At 39.3% G+C, this 14,921-nt stretch carries 15 protein-coding genes; 8 read left to right on the forward strand and 7 right to left on the reverse strand.

Annotated elements, in window-relative coordinates:
* Positions 1-5: 5 nt before the first annotated feature.
* The 5 genes from GQR55_RS11580 to GQR55_RS11600 all read right to left on the reverse strand — a co-directional run bounded on the left by GQR55_RS11580 (position 6) and on the right by GQR55_RS11600 (position 3,133).
* A complete protein-coding gene (locus tag GQR55_RS11580) occupies positions 6-416 on the reverse strand; it encodes a hypothetical protein (RefSeq protein ID WP_007585278.1) in 411 nt (136 codons plus the stop codon).
* A complete protein-coding gene (locus GQR55_RS11585; protein WP_166420719.1) occupies positions 403-1,740 on the reverse strand; it encodes an ATP-binding protein in 1,338 nt (445 codons plus the stop codon). Before GQR55_RS11585 ends, GQR55_RS11580 begins: the two co-directional genes overlap by 14 nt.
* Entirely contained in the window at positions 1,734-2,408 is a 675-nt protein-coding gene (locus GQR55_RS11590; RefSeq protein ID WP_007375447.1) for a response regulator transcription factor, read from the reverse strand. The genes GQR55_RS11585 and GQR55_RS11590 overlap by 7 nt, the downstream gene beginning before the upstream one ends.
* Positions 2,409-2,410: 2 nt before the next feature.
* Positions 2,411-2,668 carry a PepSY domain-containing protein gene (locus tag GQR55_RS11595; protein ID WP_166420720.1) on the reverse strand — a complete coding sequence of 86 codons (258 nt, stop codon included), beginning with the start codon at positions 2,666-2,668 and terminating at the stop codon, positions 2,411-2,413.
* 162 nt (positions 2,669-2,830) lie between these two features.
* Positions 2,831-3,133, reverse strand: coding sequence for a YciI family protein (locus GQR55_RS11600; RefSeq protein WP_197181348.1), 303 nt, complete (start codon positions 3,131-3,133; stop codon positions 2,831-2,833).
* Between the two features lie 189 nt (positions 3,134-3,322).
* Between GQR55_RS11600 and GQR55_RS11605 the strand changes: the two genes are divergently transcribed.
* Together GQR55_RS11605 and GQR55_RS11610 are read left to right on the forward strand one after the other, a co-directional pair.
* Positions 3,323-4,747 (forward strand): sodium-dependent transporter, encoded by a 1,425-nt coding sequence (locus GQR55_RS11605; RefSeq protein WP_166420721.1) that lies wholly within the window; start codon positions 3,323-3,325, stop codon positions 4,745-4,747.
* A gap of 275 nt (positions 4,748-5,022) precedes the next feature.
* The gene (locus tag GQR55_RS11610) at positions 5,023-5,475 is read left to right on the forward strand and encodes a DUF1311 domain-containing protein (RefSeq protein WP_166420722.1); all 453 of its coding nucleotides are present in this window, start codon (positions 5,023-5,025) and stop codon (positions 5,473-5,475) included.
* Positions 5,476-5,528: 53 nt separating this feature from the next.
* On the opposite strand, the gene glp is transcribed toward GQR55_RS11610, so the two are convergent.
* Positions 5,529-6,746: a gephyrin-like molybdotransferase Glp gene (gene glp / locus GQR55_RS11615; protein ID WP_166420723.1), complete on the reverse strand. Its 1,218-nt coding sequence runs from the start codon at positions 6,744-6,746 to the stop codon at positions 5,529-5,531.
* Between the two features lie 45 nt (positions 6,747-6,791).
* Between glp and modA the strand changes: the two genes are divergently transcribed.
* From modA to GQR55_RS11630, 3 genes are read left to right on the forward strand one after another with little or no spacing between them, the layout of a single operon-like run.
* Entirely contained in the window at positions 6,792-7,544 is a 753-nt protein-coding gene (modA, locus tag GQR55_RS11620) for a molybdate ABC transporter substrate-binding protein (protein ID WP_206012080.1), read from the forward strand.
* Entirely contained in the window at positions 7,531-8,208 is a 678-nt protein-coding gene (gene modB, locus GQR55_RS11625; RefSeq protein ID WP_166420724.1) for a molybdate ABC transporter permease subunit, read from the forward strand. Before modA ends, modB begins: the two co-directional genes overlap by 14 nt.
* 1 nt (position 8,209) lies before the next feature.
* Positions 8,210-9,238, forward strand: a complete 1,029-nt coding sequence (locus tag GQR55_RS11630; protein WP_166420725.1) for an ATP-binding cassette domain-containing protein — start codon at positions 8,210-8,212, stop codon at positions 9,236-9,238.
* Here GQR55_RS11630 and moeB read toward each other — a convergent pair whose 3' ends face one another.
* The gene (gene moeB / locus GQR55_RS11635) at positions 9,239-9,997 is read right to left on the reverse strand and encodes a molybdopterin-synthase adenylyltransferase MoeB (protein WP_166420726.1); all 759 of its coding nucleotides are present in this window, start codon (positions 9,995-9,997) and stop codon (positions 9,239-9,241) included.
* Between the two features lie 289 nt (positions 9,998-10,286).
* Here moeB and GQR55_RS11640 point away from each other — a divergent pair, with 289 nt between their 5' ends.
* The 3 genes from GQR55_RS11640 to GQR55_RS11650 are packed head-to-tail and all read left to right on the forward strand — an operon-like array spanning position 10,287 to position 14,742.
* Entirely contained in the window at positions 10,287-11,756 is a 1,470-nt protein-coding gene (locus tag GQR55_RS11640; protein WP_166420727.1) for a NarK family nitrate/nitrite MFS transporter, read from the forward strand.
* 13 nt (positions 11,757-11,769) lie between these two features.
* A complete protein-coding gene (locus GQR55_RS11645; protein ID WP_166420728.1) occupies positions 11,770-13,527 on the forward strand; it encodes a bifunctional protein-serine/threonine kinase/phosphatase in 1,758 nt (585 codons plus the stop codon).
* A 9-nt stretch (positions 13,528-13,536) separates the two neighbouring features.
* Entirely contained in the window at positions 13,537-14,742 is a 1,206-nt protein-coding gene (locus tag GQR55_RS11650) for an alginate export family protein (protein WP_166420729.1), read from the forward strand.
* Positions 14,743-14,921: the final 179 nt, after the last annotated feature.

A 14,921-nucleotide genomic window follows, 5' to 3' on the forward strand; every position in this document is an offset into this window, starting at 1 on the left:
TTACGTTAAAATGGGTGTTTTAGTGATTCTGTAAATTGATTTATAAGCTCTATTTCACAGAGTTTATAGCTAATGGCTGCTGTTGTCGCATTAGGAAGTTTTATTAAGTAACGCCATTGGCAGGCACTCTCAAGGTACTTTTCGTTATTTTTAATGCTGCGCATAAACAACGGCAATACTTGCGTATTGCCTGTGCTTTCTTGTGATTTAGTTAGCTCATATTTGCGCTTTTGTATCCAACTGCCTTGTGCTTGCTTTGCTTTATCAATCTGGCTATCTAGGCATTGAATATACCGCTTAGCTTCATCGGTTGTTGCTTTAGCGGCTAAAGTACATGCTTCATCTGCAAAGCTGTACTGGCTTGTAGTTAATAGCACAATGGCAGTTAGTTTTAATAAATAGTTACTTTTTGTCATTGTAATTAAACTCTAAGATAAATTGAGCGCCGGCTAAGTTATCAGCATCGGTAATGGTAAGCGTCCCGTTATACGACTTAACTAAATCAGATACAATCGCCATGCCTACGCCGTGTCCGCTTTCGTATGTATCGAGGCGAGTACCACGTGTAAGTAAAGATTCACGTTTATCCTCTGGCACACCAGGGCCATCATCGCTAATTCCAATACACAGAGTTTTACTTTGGATTACTTGTATTTCTACTTGCGAGCGACACGCTTTACAGGCGTTATCAATCAAGTTACCGAGTAATTCCATTAAATCTGTTTGGTCACCTAAAAAGTAATCTTTTTCGGTTACGGTGCAGGTAAAAATAATATCTTTATCACGGTATACTTTTGCCATAGCACTGAGTATTGAATCGAGTACTGGTTTAATAGGCGTTTGTTTTTTCCACGTGTCTGATGCACCTGTTGCAGCACGTTTTAATTGGTGCTCGATCATCACATTAATGCGGTCGAGTTGTTCTTGTGCATCGGCATCGTTTGCCAATGGACTTGATTTTAATACCGCAAGCGGTGTTTTAAGTGCATGAGCAAGGTCGCTTAATGAGGCTCTGTAGCGTTCCTTTTGGCGCTGTTGCGACTCTAACAATAAGTTTAGATCTGCTTTTATTGTTTGCAGCTCTACAGGGTAGAGGCCTTTAATTTCTTGAATATCACCCGATTCAATCGCTTTTATTTCTTTATCGAGTCGTTGGAGTGGGCGAGCGCTCCAAATGAAACCAATCGCCATCAGGCCTGCAATTGCAATCCCCATGATAAACATCCAATCTACAAGGGTTTGCTTAAAGCCATCCATTAAACGAAGTAGCGCGTCGTTACGTTTAACTAATATGAAGCGGGCTTGTTCTGATTGATCTATGTTGTTTAAAATTACAGTCAGGCTAAGTTGCCAGTACGCGGTATTATTATACTCTACGCGCCTGAAGTCGGCGGCACCTGCCTTGGCTTCTATTTGCTGTGGTACATAGTTTAAATTTACAGCCGACTCTGAATTCCAAATAGGATCGTCGTCACGATAAATCATTGCGTAGGTATCTGAATTTAATCTGTTTAACTCAGGCGCTAAGATAGTGCTGGGCATAATAATACCATGCTCAGTAAAGTCGACTTCAGATATTAGCGAGTAAAGCTGTGCTTCGAGGGTTTTTTCTGTCGCATCAACAAGTGAAGCGTAATACGCTTTGCCAATTGAATAAAATAAGATAGGGAGTGCGACTAATAAAACAAAGACAAGGATAAATCCTTGCCTTATTTTTAACGATATTTGCGGTATTACCACTGGCTTTTAAGCCTGTAACCACGCCCACGTAGTGTTTCTACTGGGTTTAGTACGCCTTCAGGGTCAAGCTTTTTACGCAAGCGCAGTACAAATACTTCAATTACGTTTGAATCAAGGTCGAAATCTTGGTCGTAAATATGCTCAGTAAGTTCTGATTTAGAAATTACTTTTTGAGGATTTACCATTAAGTATTCAAGTACTTTATATTCGTAAGCTGTAAGGCTAAGTTCTTTATCATCAACCCATACTTGCTGTGAACGTGTATGAATTTTAATTGGACCCGCAGTCATTTCAGGATTTGCTTTACCCGCACTGCGACGAATTAATGCATTACAACGTGCAATGAGTTCTTCAACATGAAATGGTTTTGTAAGGTAGTCATCTGCACCTGCATCTAAACCTTCTACTTTATCCTGCCAGCGATCGCGCGCTGTTAAGATTAAAATAGGGATAGTAATGCCTTGTGCACGTGCTTTATTAATTAGCTCAATACCGTCTATTTTAGGTAAACCTAAATCAACTACGGCCATATCAAGCGGGTATTCTGTAATGTGGAAAAGACCTGCTTCACCGTCGTGGCATAAGTCCACGCTGTAACGTTCTTTTTCTAAAGCATTACGTAGGTTGTCTGCTAAATGTAAATCGTCTTCAATAACTAAAATTCGCATTTTTAATCCTTTTTCACTTCGCCGGTTTTTTTATTTATATGTAAATCAACGACGTGGCCGTCAGATTTAAGTATTCGTACGGTATAAAAATCTGTTTTTTCGGTGATTTTTAAGGTCTTACCACCAATTGTTTTCTTTGCGAGTATTACGGCTTTCTTTTTGTCCACCTGAGCATGAGATGCTTGGGTGGCGGTTGCTGCTTGAGCAAAGTTAGCTAAGCTAACACAAGCAATAAAACCGAGGCTTAATAATACGCGCATAATGGAAAACTCCTAGACCAGACTCACTTAGTTTAATTAACTAAGTTACTAAAATTCAAGTAAAAACGCTAAATTCGCTTTTATCTCAGTAATTTTAATTAAAATCTTGTGAACAAACCCTGAATTACAGTGCAACACACGCTCTTAGGGTTTAATACACTTTTAAGCAGGGAACACCTTTTTAAAAGGTTTAACAACTGTATTTTCATATACGCCAGCGGCAACATATGGATCTGCTGCTGCCCATTCTCGAGCTGCTTCAATTGATTCAAACTCAGCAACAACTAATGAACCGGTAAAACCTGCTTCCTGAGGGTCTTCACTATCAACTGCCGGAAACGGACCTGCGGTAAGTAAACGGTTTTGTGAATCAAGCTCACTAAGGCGTGCTAAATGTGCCGGGCGTGCTGCTTTTCTAAACTCTAAGCTGTTTTCAACGTCTGTTGAGTGAATCATGTACAACATAAGGAATCTCATAAAAATTGTTAAATTTGATTAACGCAATACTATCACAGCGTTGAAAATTGGTGAATTAAAAGCGTATTTACACAGGTTTACACTTCGATTTTATTTTTAAGCTGTAATTGCTTGAAAATCTCTGTGTAACACTGGTAGAGTCGCTGAAATATACAAAATAATAAAAAGGTTTTACGCATGAGCGATAATAGAGAACGATTTAGTTCCCGTCTCGGATTCATAATGGCAGCGGCAGGTTCGGCTGTTGGCATTGGTAATTTAGTTGGTTTTCCGGTTTCTGCTACCAAAAATGGTGGTGGCGCATTTTTATTAATTTACGCTTTATTTGTCGTGTTCATTTGTTTGCCAGTCATGATGGCTGAAATGGCAATGGGTCGTAACGCTCAAAAAGATCCACTTGGTTCGTACAAACTATTATCTCATAACGATAAAAAATGGAAGCTAGCAGGTTTTTTAGCGGTGCTTACACCATTTATGATTGCTGTGTTTTATATGGTAATTACGGTTTGGATTTTTGGTTACTTAACGCAAACAGGCCTCGGTAATTTAGATTTACTTGCAGATCCTGGCCACTTTGGTGTTTTTATTAATAGTTACACTGTGTTTGGCTATATGGCCGTTGTGGTTATTATTGTTAACTTAATTTTGTTAGGTGGTGTTAAACAAGGCATAGAAAAAGCCGCTAAATTTTTAATGCCAGCCTTACTTTTCATGCTACTTGCCTTAGTTACTTATGTATTAACGCTTGATAACGCAATGGCCGGTGTTAAATACTACATTATTCCTGATTTTTCTAAGATGAGTGCAAGTGTACTTAATGGCGCATTAAGCCAAGCGTTTTTCTCGCTATCGCTGGGTATGGGTATATTAATGACTTACGCGTCATACATTTCTAAAAAAGATGACATTGTAAGTAGCGCTAAAATGGTCGCTATTACAGACTCACTCGTTGCGTTTGTAGCGGGCCTAATGGTGTTGCCCGCTATATTTAGCTTTGATCCAAACACAGACCCATCAGCACTTTCTGACTCGTCTGTATCAATGATTTTTGTATACCTACCTAAAATATTATTAGCACTGCAAAATGATATTGGTTATGTAGGTGCGTCTATTGTTGCGTTCTCATTCTTTTTATTAGTATTTTTTGCAGCGATTACTTCACTTGTTTCAATAGTAGAAGTCCCGACAGCAACACTAAGTGACCGTAAAGGTATTAGCCGTAAAAAAGCATTGGGCATCCTTACACTTTCAACCGGTGTGCTTACTATTTTATGTACGATGTCGTTTGGTATGATCGACAGCCTTACATCTTTCACCAGTTATGGTGGCGCGAATAAGAGCTTTTTTGATATTATTGTTGATGTATTTTACGACACAATTTTACCGCTTAATGGCTTAATGGTGTGTTTGTTTGTAATGTACCGCTGGAAAAAAGCACGCTTAACGCAGGAGCTAAGCTTAGGTTCGCCTAATTATGCGGGAAGCTTGATGGAAAAGTACGTTAACTTTTCACTTTCAACGTTTATTCCTGTCATTCTAGCTGTGATATTTATAAATACAGTGGCGACTAAGTTTTTTGATTTAAAAATATTTGGTTTTTAAATAGACCTCTTTAAAAGCTTATTGAATAATATAATGCCGCTCAGCTAAGCTTAGCGGCATTTTTTATAGGCGTTTTTTACAGGTATCTTGTCTAACTATTATACCAACCTGCATAAATCTTTGATCAATTTAACGAATTAAATTTCACTATAACGTCGTTAAAAATTTTTTATTTAGAACAACTAGATACAAAAATTTTTGCCTAGTTCTAGCGTAATTTTCTTAACGTTAAATAGACCTCATATATAAGCAGATTGGTATTAAAGAGATTTAAAATGAATAAAATTATTATTGGGTTTGCTTTTGCTATTTCATCATTTGGCGCATTTGCACAAAGCGCTGATGGTTGGCCAGAAGGCGGTGCAATGCACACTGGGAATATTTATAATTTAGAGGGTAATAGATACAAAACTAAAATCAGTAAAATGATGGATGAAATTTACGCGCAACTAACTGATGATTACCAAGTTGATGCAGTTAAAGCGCAAATATCAGCATGGGAGCAGTATATAGATGCTACATGTAATGTTGTTGGAGTAGCAACAGGTGCTGGTGGCTCTTGGCCCTCAACGTATAGTGTTAAATGCGAAAGAAGCCTAAGTTATGATAGATACTTTGCGACTAAAAATGCGCTAAAGTGTGTTAATAAATTGAGCAAAGAAGAGTTTGTAGGGCGTAGCGAAAAGTTAAATTGTTTAATTCAAACATTAAATATAAAAATATTTTAAGGTTTGCAGCAGTGCTACAGCTAAATTATACAGTTAGCTGTAGCATTTTAGGCTTATAGCAACTCAATACTTACTGTTGCGCCTTTTTCGATATTGCCGCTTTGTGCTGGCACTACAATTAAACAATTAGCTTTACTAAGCGACGAAAGTACACCCGAGCCCTGTTTATTAAACGGGGCAACCATCAAGTCACCTTGCTCGTTAATTGTTGCAGTACCTCGCTGAAAGTCGGCTCTGCCAGGGCGCTTTTTAATAACGGATGTAGTAACCGCGTTAAATCGCATTTTAGGGTTTACTTCACCAAGCCCCGACAACTTTTGCAGTGCAGGCTCTACTAACTGATTAAACGTAACAGCAGCCGACACAGGGTTACCTGGCAAGCCAAAAAAGTAACTGTTACTTAGTTTACCAAAGGCAAAAGGTTTGCCTGGTTTCATGGCTATTTTCCAAAAGTGAATTTCGCCAATTTCGTTGAGCACTTCTTTAGTAAAGTCGGCTTCACCAACCGATACACCGCCTGAGCTTATTACAGCATCGGCAAGTTCATTCGCTTTTAAAAATGCATTAGTGATGAGTTCTTTGTCATCAGGGATAATTCCTAAATCAAGCACGTCTATATTTTTTTGTTGCAGCGCACTAATAATAACAGCGCGGTTACTTTCAAAAATAGCGCCTTGCTTAAGAGGCTGACCAGGTTCTATTAGCTCATCGCCTGTAGAAAGCACGGCTATTTTTAGGGTTCTTACCACGTCTATATTGGCAATTCCTAAAGATGCAAGTAGCCCCACATCAACGGCTTTTAATTTATCGCCTGCTTTTAAAATAACATCGTCAATTGCAATATCTTCACCAGCAAAACGCACGTTTTCATTTAGTTCAGGTTGCGCAGTAAATGTAATTTTGTCGCCATCAACCGAGGCGTTTTCTTGCATTACAACGCCATTAGCGCCAGGTGCAATGGCGGCGCCGGTCATTATTCTTACGCATTGCCCTGGGGTAAGCGTTTCTTCAAAAACTTGCCCTGCAAACACGCTACCTACTTGTGTATAGGTTAAGCTTTTATCTGAAATACATAGCGCATAGCCATCCATTGCGGAGTTGTTATGAGCTGGTACGTTTATAGTTGATTTAACATCGCTTGCTAAAACGCGATCAACGCTTTGCATTATAGTGATGGTTTCAACGTCTTTAACAGGCGTTATTGAGCCAAGTATATTTTGTATTGCAGTTTCAATTGGCAATAAACCGGGTGCATTGCAAACATCGTTCATATATATTGCTTACTTAAATCATTTTATTTTGAAACAATACTTATAATGTCAAAGCTTTACAATACATGGTTGGGTTATTTTTTGCTTATAGCATGCATGCTTTCGTGCGGCGTAAACGCAAAAGAAACGCTGCAAGTAGCCGTAGCGAGTAATTTTAAAACTGTATTGCAAACCCTACTAAAAAAATCCCCATTACCTAATGTTGACGTGAAAATATCAGCCGCTTCTAGCGGTGTTTTATATTCGCAAATAGTGCATGGTGCGCCATTTGATGTGTTTTTATCGGCTGACGATTTTCGACCGCAATCACTTATTAAAGAAGGCTATGCCGAGCAAAGTAGCTTAATCACTTACGCGTTAGGCGAACTTGCTTTGTGGCAACCCAAAGCTGAAAAAGTAAATGATAAAGTAGCCATTGCTAATCCGCGTTTTTCACCATACGGGCGTGCCTCAGAGCACTACGCGAATAACCATTTTAAAAAGCCAGTAAATTATGTGTACGGTAATAATATTACGCATGCATTTCAGTTTGTGCAAAGTGGTAATGTAGGAATAGGGCTGGTGGCTGTTTCATCACTAAAGGCAGCTTACAGTAACACGCAAGATCAAAAATATTTAGATTACACCGTGCTGCCTACCAATCAATATCCCGATATAATTCAACAAGGTGTTATTATTAAGTCGACTAAAAAACTCGCTAGCGCTAAACAACTCATGCAATTTTTAATGACGCAGGCTACGCAGCAACAGTTAATTGAATTAGGTTACAGAATAAAGGACAACAATGCTTCAAAGTGATTTAACCGCGCTGTGGTTAACTATAAAACTTGCCTTTATAACCGCAGTGCTCCTTCTTGTTTTTTGTATTCCACTGGCTTACAAGCTCGCTGGTTATAACGGTAAATTTAAACCATTTTTAGAGGCATTAATTGCAATGCCTTTAGTGCTGCCGCCTACGTTATTAGGGTTTTACTTACTTGTTTTATTTTCGCCTGATCACGCTGTTGGGCAGTTTTGGTTTTGGCTAACGGGTACACAGCTTGCGTTTAGTTTTCAGGGTGTGGTTATTGGGTCGCTTTTTTATTCGCTGCCTTTTGTTATGCAGCCTCTTGTGGCTGGGTTTAAGCATATTAATCAAACCTATAACGAAGCTGCCATTGCGCTTGGATTAAGCACGTTTAAACGCTTTGTACATTTAATTATTCCGCTTTTAAAACCCAGTATTGGTAGCGCATTTGCTTTAGGCTTTGCGCACACATTGGGTGAGTTTGGTTTGGTATTAATGATTGGCGGTAATATTCAGGGGCAAACACAGGTGGTGTCTATTGCGCTTTATGACCATGTTGAATCGTTAAATTATACGGCGGCGCATCAGCTTTCACTTATTTTACTAGCTATTTCGTTTGCCTGTTTAGTGCTGTTATTTAAGTTTAATAAAAGCATTGTAGGGGTTAAGCAATAACATGATTAAGTTAAGCCTTTTTAAAGCACTCAATAATTTTGATTTAGATATAAACCTTGAGCTTGAGTCGTTTAATGTATTGGGTGTTTACGGACCTTCCGGTTCGGGTAAGTCAACATTACTGCGTTGTATTAGCGGTTTAGAGCCTGCAAAAAGTGTTTATGTAAACAATCAGCCAGTGCATGAGTTGCCAAGCGATAAACGCGGTATTACGCTTCAGTTGCAATCTTGCCCGTTGTTTCCTCATTTAGATGTGGCAGGTAATTTAGCGTTTACACAAAAACACTGCGGTAATAAACAAACCAGCTTAACGCTACAATACGTTGTTAAAACACTTGAATTACAAGACTTACTAAATCGTGACGTACAAAGCTTATCGGGCGGCGAGCGCCAACGTGTAGTATTTGCGCGCACGTTGCTTGCCGGTCAAAAATTTATAATGCTTGATGAGCCTTTTAGTGCGCTTGATTGGTCATTGCGTTTTAAAACACTCACTAAACTCAATGATATTGCCGTTAAGTTTAATATTAAATTTATAATTGTAAGTCACTCATTAAAAGAGCTGCTATTTTGCTGCGATACCCTTATTCAGCTTGATAAAGGGAAAGTGATAAACCAAGGTGCAAGTGCACACGTTGCAAAAGCTATTTATGCAAATGATAGGCAAACACCGCTGAGCTTAATTAATTACGACGTGGTTAAATTTGATGAAGACTACGGGCTATATCAACTACAATTACAGCAAAGTGAGCAGCCGCTTTTTGTGCTTCCTGCACTTGTAGATAGCAGTAGTAAGCTAATTATAGAAAGTGAGCAAATGTCGTTTAGTGCGTTAAAGCCTGAGCAAACAACGCATAGCAATGTTTTAAAGTCGGTATTAATTCAGGCTGAGCTTATTAATAATAAGTGGCAGTTAACGCTAAATGTAGATGGGCAAATATTGTATTGCTTGGTTTCAAGACGAGTGTGGGACAAAAACGACTTTAAAGTGGGCGATGTGCTTTATACAACAATCAGTAATCTAGAATAACTAAATGCTGCACACCGCACATTGACTGTTTTTAGCTATTTTAAAACGATTAAACTCCATGCTTAAACCATCCACCAGCAATAAGTGTTTGTCTAAGCCACTTGGCAAACCAGCAAGTATTTTTAGCGCTTCAGTAGCCTGAATACTGCCTATTAGCCCCACAATAGGGGAGAGCACGCCAGATTCAGAGCAGCTTTGTGTTTGTTCACTAAAAAATTGCGACAAACAACCATAACAATGGCTGTTTTCATCCATAGTAAAACAGGCGACTTGTCCTTCCATACGTATTGCAGAGCCTGACACTAGCGGAACTTTAGCTTTAAAACAGGCGCTATTAAGTGCATTGCGCGTTGCTAGGTTATCTGAGCAATCAATTACTATATCAATGTTATTAAATAGAGGATTGATAGACGTATTTTCACCAAAAAATGCCTCAATGGTGTTTATGTCTATTTCACTATTAAGCGCGTTAAGCTGTTTTTTAGCAGCACAGCATTTTGAGCTACCGATATCGCTTTCTTTATACAGTATTTGCCTTTGCAGGTTGGTAACGTCTATTTCATCGTTATCAGCTAAGGTAAGCGTGCCAACGCCAGATGCTGCTAAGTATTGACCTACCGCGCACCCAAGCCCTCCGACACCAATAATTAAAGCATGCGATTGCCATATTTTCTCTTGTCCGTTTATATCAAGCTGCGGGAGCATAATGTGCCGAGAGTAGCGCAGTTGCTGCTGGTAAGTTAACGGTGATTTTTGCATTTTTTAGCTTCTCATACTTTTTATAAACAATACCAATTTGTTAAATCCAAGAGCAAGTGGTAACGCTTTTTATTTGCACTCTAACAACCCAGAGCCTTTCACTCATATAGTGCAACTATAACGTATCAAAACAGTAAATACCTATAACCAACTGAAAATAATCGCTTTTAATTAGTGGCTCAGTAATTGCTAAGTTGAGTTAACTAAAATTTAACAAGTATTGGGCCGCTACTCATATAAAAGGGTGGGGCATTAGTAAAACAATAATACGTTTACGAGGAAAATAAACATGCAACCGAGTTCTGGGTTTAACCTAATATCCTTTAAAGGAAAAATGAAAGTATTACATCTAAGTTGGATGGTCTTTTTTGTGTCATTTTTTGTATGGTTTAACCATGCTCCTTTGTTAGGTGCTATAGCGGGTTCGCTTGGGATCACCATGGCGCAAGTTAAAACATTACTCATTTTAAATGTCGCGTTAACTATTCCAGCGCGTGTTGTGGTGGGTATGCTAACCGATAAATTTGGTCCCCGTATTGTTTATGCGGCACTACTTATTAGCTGTAGTATTCCATGTTTTATGTTTGCTATGGCAACTACATTTGAGCAAGCCGCAATAGCGCGTTTTGCGCTAGGCTTTATTGGTGCTGGCTTTGTTGTAGGCATTCGTATGGTGAGCGAATGGTTTCCTGCTAATGAGCTGGGTATAGCTGAAGGCATTTATGGCGGTTGGGGTAATTTTGGCTCTGCAGCAGCGGCTATGCTATTGCCAATTATTGCACTTATGTTTGGTGGCGAAGATGGCTGGCGTTATGCAGTAGGTTTAACGGGTGTGTTAAGCGTTATATTTGGTGTTATTTGGTACATAAATGTAACCGACACACCAAAGGGCGGCACATACTTTAAACCTAAAAAAGTAGGCGCAATGGAAGTTACCAGTAAAGGCGACTTTGTATTACTGCTTATTATGAAAATCCCTATGTACGGCGCATTAGCATTACTTACTTGGAAGCTTTCGCCAACGGGTGCTAACTTAATTTCGGCTAATTTTGTACTTGCTGTGTATGCTTTTTTAGTTCTACTTTATATTTACGAAGTGTATAAAACCTTTGATGTAAATGGTCATATTTTTAAAGAACCGGTACCTGAATCGCATCGTTATGAGTTTAAGCAAGTAGCTGTTTTAAATATTTTATATTTTACAACATTTGGTTCTGAGCTTGCGGTTGTCTCTATGTTGCCGCTGTTTTTTATGGATGTGTTTGGTCTTGATATGGTGTACGCAGGTATTTTAGCCTCTGCTTATGCATTTATGAACTTAGCATCTCGCCCTGGTGGCGGTTGGATTTCAGATAAATTAGGTCGTCGTATAACACTTATTGTACTTACGATGGGGCTTGCAGTTGGTTACTTTGTAATGGGCTTGGTAGACGCATCGTGGCCTTTATGGCTTGCCGTTGTAGCAGCTATGGCGTGTTCGTTCTTTGTGCAAGCAGGTGAAGGCGCAGTATTTGCTGCAGTGCCGCTAATTAAACGCCGTTTAACAGGGCAAATTGCAGGTATGACTGGCGCTTACGGTAATGTTGGTGCAGTGGTTTACTTAACGGCATTGTCGCTTGTTGACTATAAAACCTTCTTTTTCATTATAGCAGGCAGTGCATTACTTGGCTTAGGCGCGCTGTTTTTTATGAAAGAACCAGACGGACATATTACCGAAGTAAATGAAGACGGCACCGTTGAACTTATTTCAGTAACTTAAGGCATTATTGATTATGTTTGATGAAACACTCCAAGCAAAAGCACTTAAAAATGAACTCAATGTTTCATTTGGCGGGCACAGCGCTAAAGGGTTAAAAGCAGAAAACCAAGATGCGTTTGCTGCTCTTAACACCAAAGCGCAAGAAAAAGAGTCTAAAGGCGTTATTGCCTGCTTAGCAGATGGGTGTTCATCAGCAAAAAATGCTAAACAAGCGTCTCAACTTTCGGTTACTCATTTTATAAATGAGTATTTAAATACTCCCGAAAGTTGGGCGGTTAAAAAGTCAGTGTCGAAGGTGTTAGCAAGTTTAAATCAGTGGCTTTATTCGCAATCGGTTAATTACAATCATCTTGGTCAGCGCCAAGCTGATTGGATGACCACTTTTACAGCGCTTATTTTAAAGTCGGCAACGGGTTATATTTTTCACTTAGGTGATACGCGTATTACCCGCCTACGCGGGACTAAAATAGAGGCGATAACACGGGATCACAAAGTAAATGATACGTTAACCCGTGCACTTGGCGCACAACTTCATCAAGAAATAGATGTATACGAAGTTGACCTAAAAACCGACGATATTTATATATTAACCTGCGACGGTGTACACGATGTACTGCCAAGCAGCGACATAGCTAAATTAATTAATGAGCACGCTAATTTAGAGCCCACTAATTTAGAAAATGCAGCTAAAGCAATTACCGAACTTGCATTAGCGCGAGGCAGTGACGACAACGTAAGTTGTTTACTGGTAAAAGTAGAAAACATTGCCGAGCAAAAGCTAGATGAGCTTTATCATTCGCTAACACGACGTAAAATTCCACCTGCGCTTAATGTGGGGCAAAAAATTGATGACTACACGGTTATTCGTAAATTGCATGCCAGTAGTCGCTCGCATATTTACTTAGTGCAACAAGCCCCCGATATACCGCCAGTGGTTTTAAAAGCACCTTCGGTTAATTTTGAAGACGATGTGCACTACCTTCAAGGCTTTATAAGAGAGGGCTGGGTAGGGCAACGCATAAACCACCTTAACGTGATGAAAGTACTAAGCACGCAATCGCAAAGTCGTTTTTTGTATCATATTTGTGAGTACATGGACGGGCAAACACTCAGTGATTGGAAACACGACGTGCCGCACCCAGAAATAACCCAAGTACGCAGTATTATTGAACAAATAGTACATGCACTAAGGGCGTTTCAGCGACTCGATATGGTACATCGCGATTTAAAACTCGATAATGTAATGATAGATGCGCACGGTAAAGTAACGCTCATTGATTACGGCACAGTAAGTGTTGCGGCTATGGACGAGTCGGTTAAGCAAATTGCGGATGATTGCCCGCAAGGTACTGCCGATTATACTGCACCCGAAACACTCATTACTATGCACGCCGATTTTAAAAGTGATTTGTTTTCACTTGGCGTTATAGCTTACGAGTTATTGTGCTCAAAATTGCCTTACAAACCACTGCCACTTAACCACGTAGCGCCAAAAGATTACAGCCATTGGCACTACACAAGTATTCGTAAATACAGAGCCGATATTCCGTTTTGGTTAGATCAAGCCCTTATGAAGGCGCTTGCACCTAAACCCGAGCTCAGATACCAAGCCTTTTCTGAGTTTATAAACGATATCAATAAACCTAACCCTTATTTAGAAAGTACCGCCAATAAAAGCTCAATACTAAAACGCGATCCAGTGATGGTCTGGAAATGTATTTCGCTGTGTTTATTTATTGCTTTGGTGTGTGTATTAATAATTAAAACTTAGAGAACCAAAATGCTTAACTATAAGAACAACTTACCTATTATTTTTATACTGGGTTGCTTCACTGCGCCTTCAATAAGCCAAGCTTCGCAAACCGATCTTGATTTTAGACTGCGTTTTGAAAGCGTCGATCAAGAAAATTTCTTAAAAGATGCAAGCGGCTTAACACTTAGAACCCGCTTAACGCATCAAACAGATGAGGTGAATGGTTTTTCAGCCCTTATTGAAGTAGAAGACACTCGCAGCCTATTTGGCGTAGATGATTACAACAACACAGTGGGTAAAAATGCCGATTACTCAGTTATTGCAGACCCCGAAACCACTGAAATTGACCAAGGCTTTGTTAAATATGCCCGCGATGGCTTATCGCTAAAAGTAGGGCGCCAAGTAATAGCCCTTGATCGGCAACGCTTTGTTGGGCACGTAGGTTGGCGTCAAGACAGGCAAACATTTGATGCAGCAACCATTAACTACGCATTTAATAACATAGATTTACAATACAGTTATTTAAATAAGCGTAACCGCATATTTGCTGACGATAAAGACATTAAATCGTCCGATCATCTAATTAATGCAAGCTTTAAAACAGACTACGGTAAAGTGGTTTTATACAGTTATTTATTAAGTGACGATGCTATACAAGACGACAGTTTAGACACTTATGGCGTTTCTTTTAACGGTAATAAAACTCTAAACGACATAAAATTTTATTACAAAGCGGAGTATGCAACGCAGTCTGCTTCAACAAGTGTGAGTGATTTTGATGCCGATTTTAATGCAGACTATTATGCACTTGAAGGCGCTGTCGATTTAAATGGGTTGGGCATTAAAACAGTAACATTAAAAGTCGGCATAGAGTCACTTGGCTCTGACAATGGCGATTACGGCTTTGCAACACCACTTGCCACGTTGCATAAATTTAATGGCTGGGCAGATACATTTTTGAGCACACCCACACAAGGCTTGGACGACACCTACATTAGCTTAAATGGTAAAGCGTTTGACGGAAAATGGTTGGTGGCTTATCACAGTTTTGATGCTAATGAGCAATCAAATGGGGTTGACGATTTAGGCAGTGAGCTAAACGTACAATACGTTAAACCGATTAATAAAACCTACACAGTGGGTGCTAAATACGCTGATTATTCAGCGGGCGATACTGCTGCAAATAAAGTCGATACTCAAAAATTATGGGTATGGATGAGCGCTAAGTTCTAATACCTTGTTGTATTTAATTTCCCTTCTTATTTTCTTCATTAATTTATAGCGATACAAGATGGTGCAACTGCACCATCTTGTGGGGATTTACACTTTCAACCTCTGCACCAATGTGGTCAACCTGATGATTTTAAACACTTATATATTTGGCTTACATATTGCTATAACAATCCTATAAC

Origin of the sequence: Pseudoalteromonas sp. Z1A8 (genome assembly GCF_011378855.1) — a bacterium.
Lineage (GTDB): Bacteria > Pseudomonadota > Gammaproteobacteria > Enterobacterales > Alteromonadaceae > Pseudoalteromonas.

What these genes read in the sequence shown, in the direction of transcription:
- GQR55_RS11580 (WP_007585278.1), bottom strand. Translation starts at nt 416, where the DNA reads ATGACAAAAAGTAACTATTTATTAAAACTAACTGCCATTGTGCTATTA.
- GQR55_RS11590 (WP_007375447.1), bottom strand. Translation starts at nt 2,408, where the DNA reads ATGCGAATTTTAGTTATTGAAGACGATTTACATTTAGCAGACAACCTA.
- GQR55_RS11595 (WP_166420720.1), bottom strand. Translation starts at nt 2,668, where the DNA reads ATGCGCGTATTATTAAGCCTCGGTTTTATTGCTTGTGTTAGCTTAGCT.
- GQR55_RS11600 (WP_197181348.1), bottom strand. Translation starts at nt 3,133, where the DNA reads ATGTTGTACATGATTCACTCAACAGACGTTGAAAACAGCTTAGAGTTT.
- GQR55_RS11605 (WP_166420721.1), top strand. Translation starts at nt 3,323, where the DNA reads ATGAGCGATAATAGAGAACGATTTAGTTCCCGTCTCGGATTCATAATG.
- GQR55_RS11610 (WP_166420722.1), top strand. Translation starts at nt 5,023, where the DNA reads ATGAATAAAATTATTATTGGGTTTGCTTTTGCTATTTCATCATTTGGC.
- glp (WP_166420723.1), bottom strand. Translation starts at nt 6,746, where the DNA reads ATGAACGATGTTTGCAATGCACCCGGTTTATTGCCAATTGAAACTGCA.
- modA (WP_206012080.1), top strand. Translation starts at nt 6,792, where the DNA reads ATGTCAAAGCTTTACAATACATGGTTGGGTTATTTTTTGCTTATAGCA.
- modB (WP_166420724.1), top strand. Translation starts at nt 7,531, where the DNA reads ATGCTTCAAAGTGATTTAACCGCGCTGTGGTTAACTATAAAACTTGCC.
- GQR55_RS11630 (WP_166420725.1), top strand. Translation starts at nt 8,210, where the DNA reads ATGATTAAGTTAAGCCTTTTTAAAGCACTCAATAATTTTGATTTAGAT.
- moeB (WP_166420726.1), bottom strand. Translation starts at nt 9,997, where the DNA reads ATGCAAAAATCACCGTTAACTTACCAGCAGCAACTGCGCTACTCTCGG.
- GQR55_RS11640 (WP_166420727.1), top strand. Translation starts at nt 10,287, where the DNA reads ATGCAACCGAGTTCTGGGTTTAACCTAATATCCTTTAAAGGAAAAATG.
- GQR55_RS11645 (WP_166420728.1), top strand. Translation starts at nt 11,770, where the DNA reads ATGTTTGATGAAACACTCCAAGCAAAAGCACTTAAAAATGAACTCAAT.
- GQR55_RS11650 (WP_166420729.1), top strand. Translation starts at nt 13,537, where the DNA reads ATGCTTAACTATAAGAACAACTTACCTATTATTTTTATACTGGGTTGC.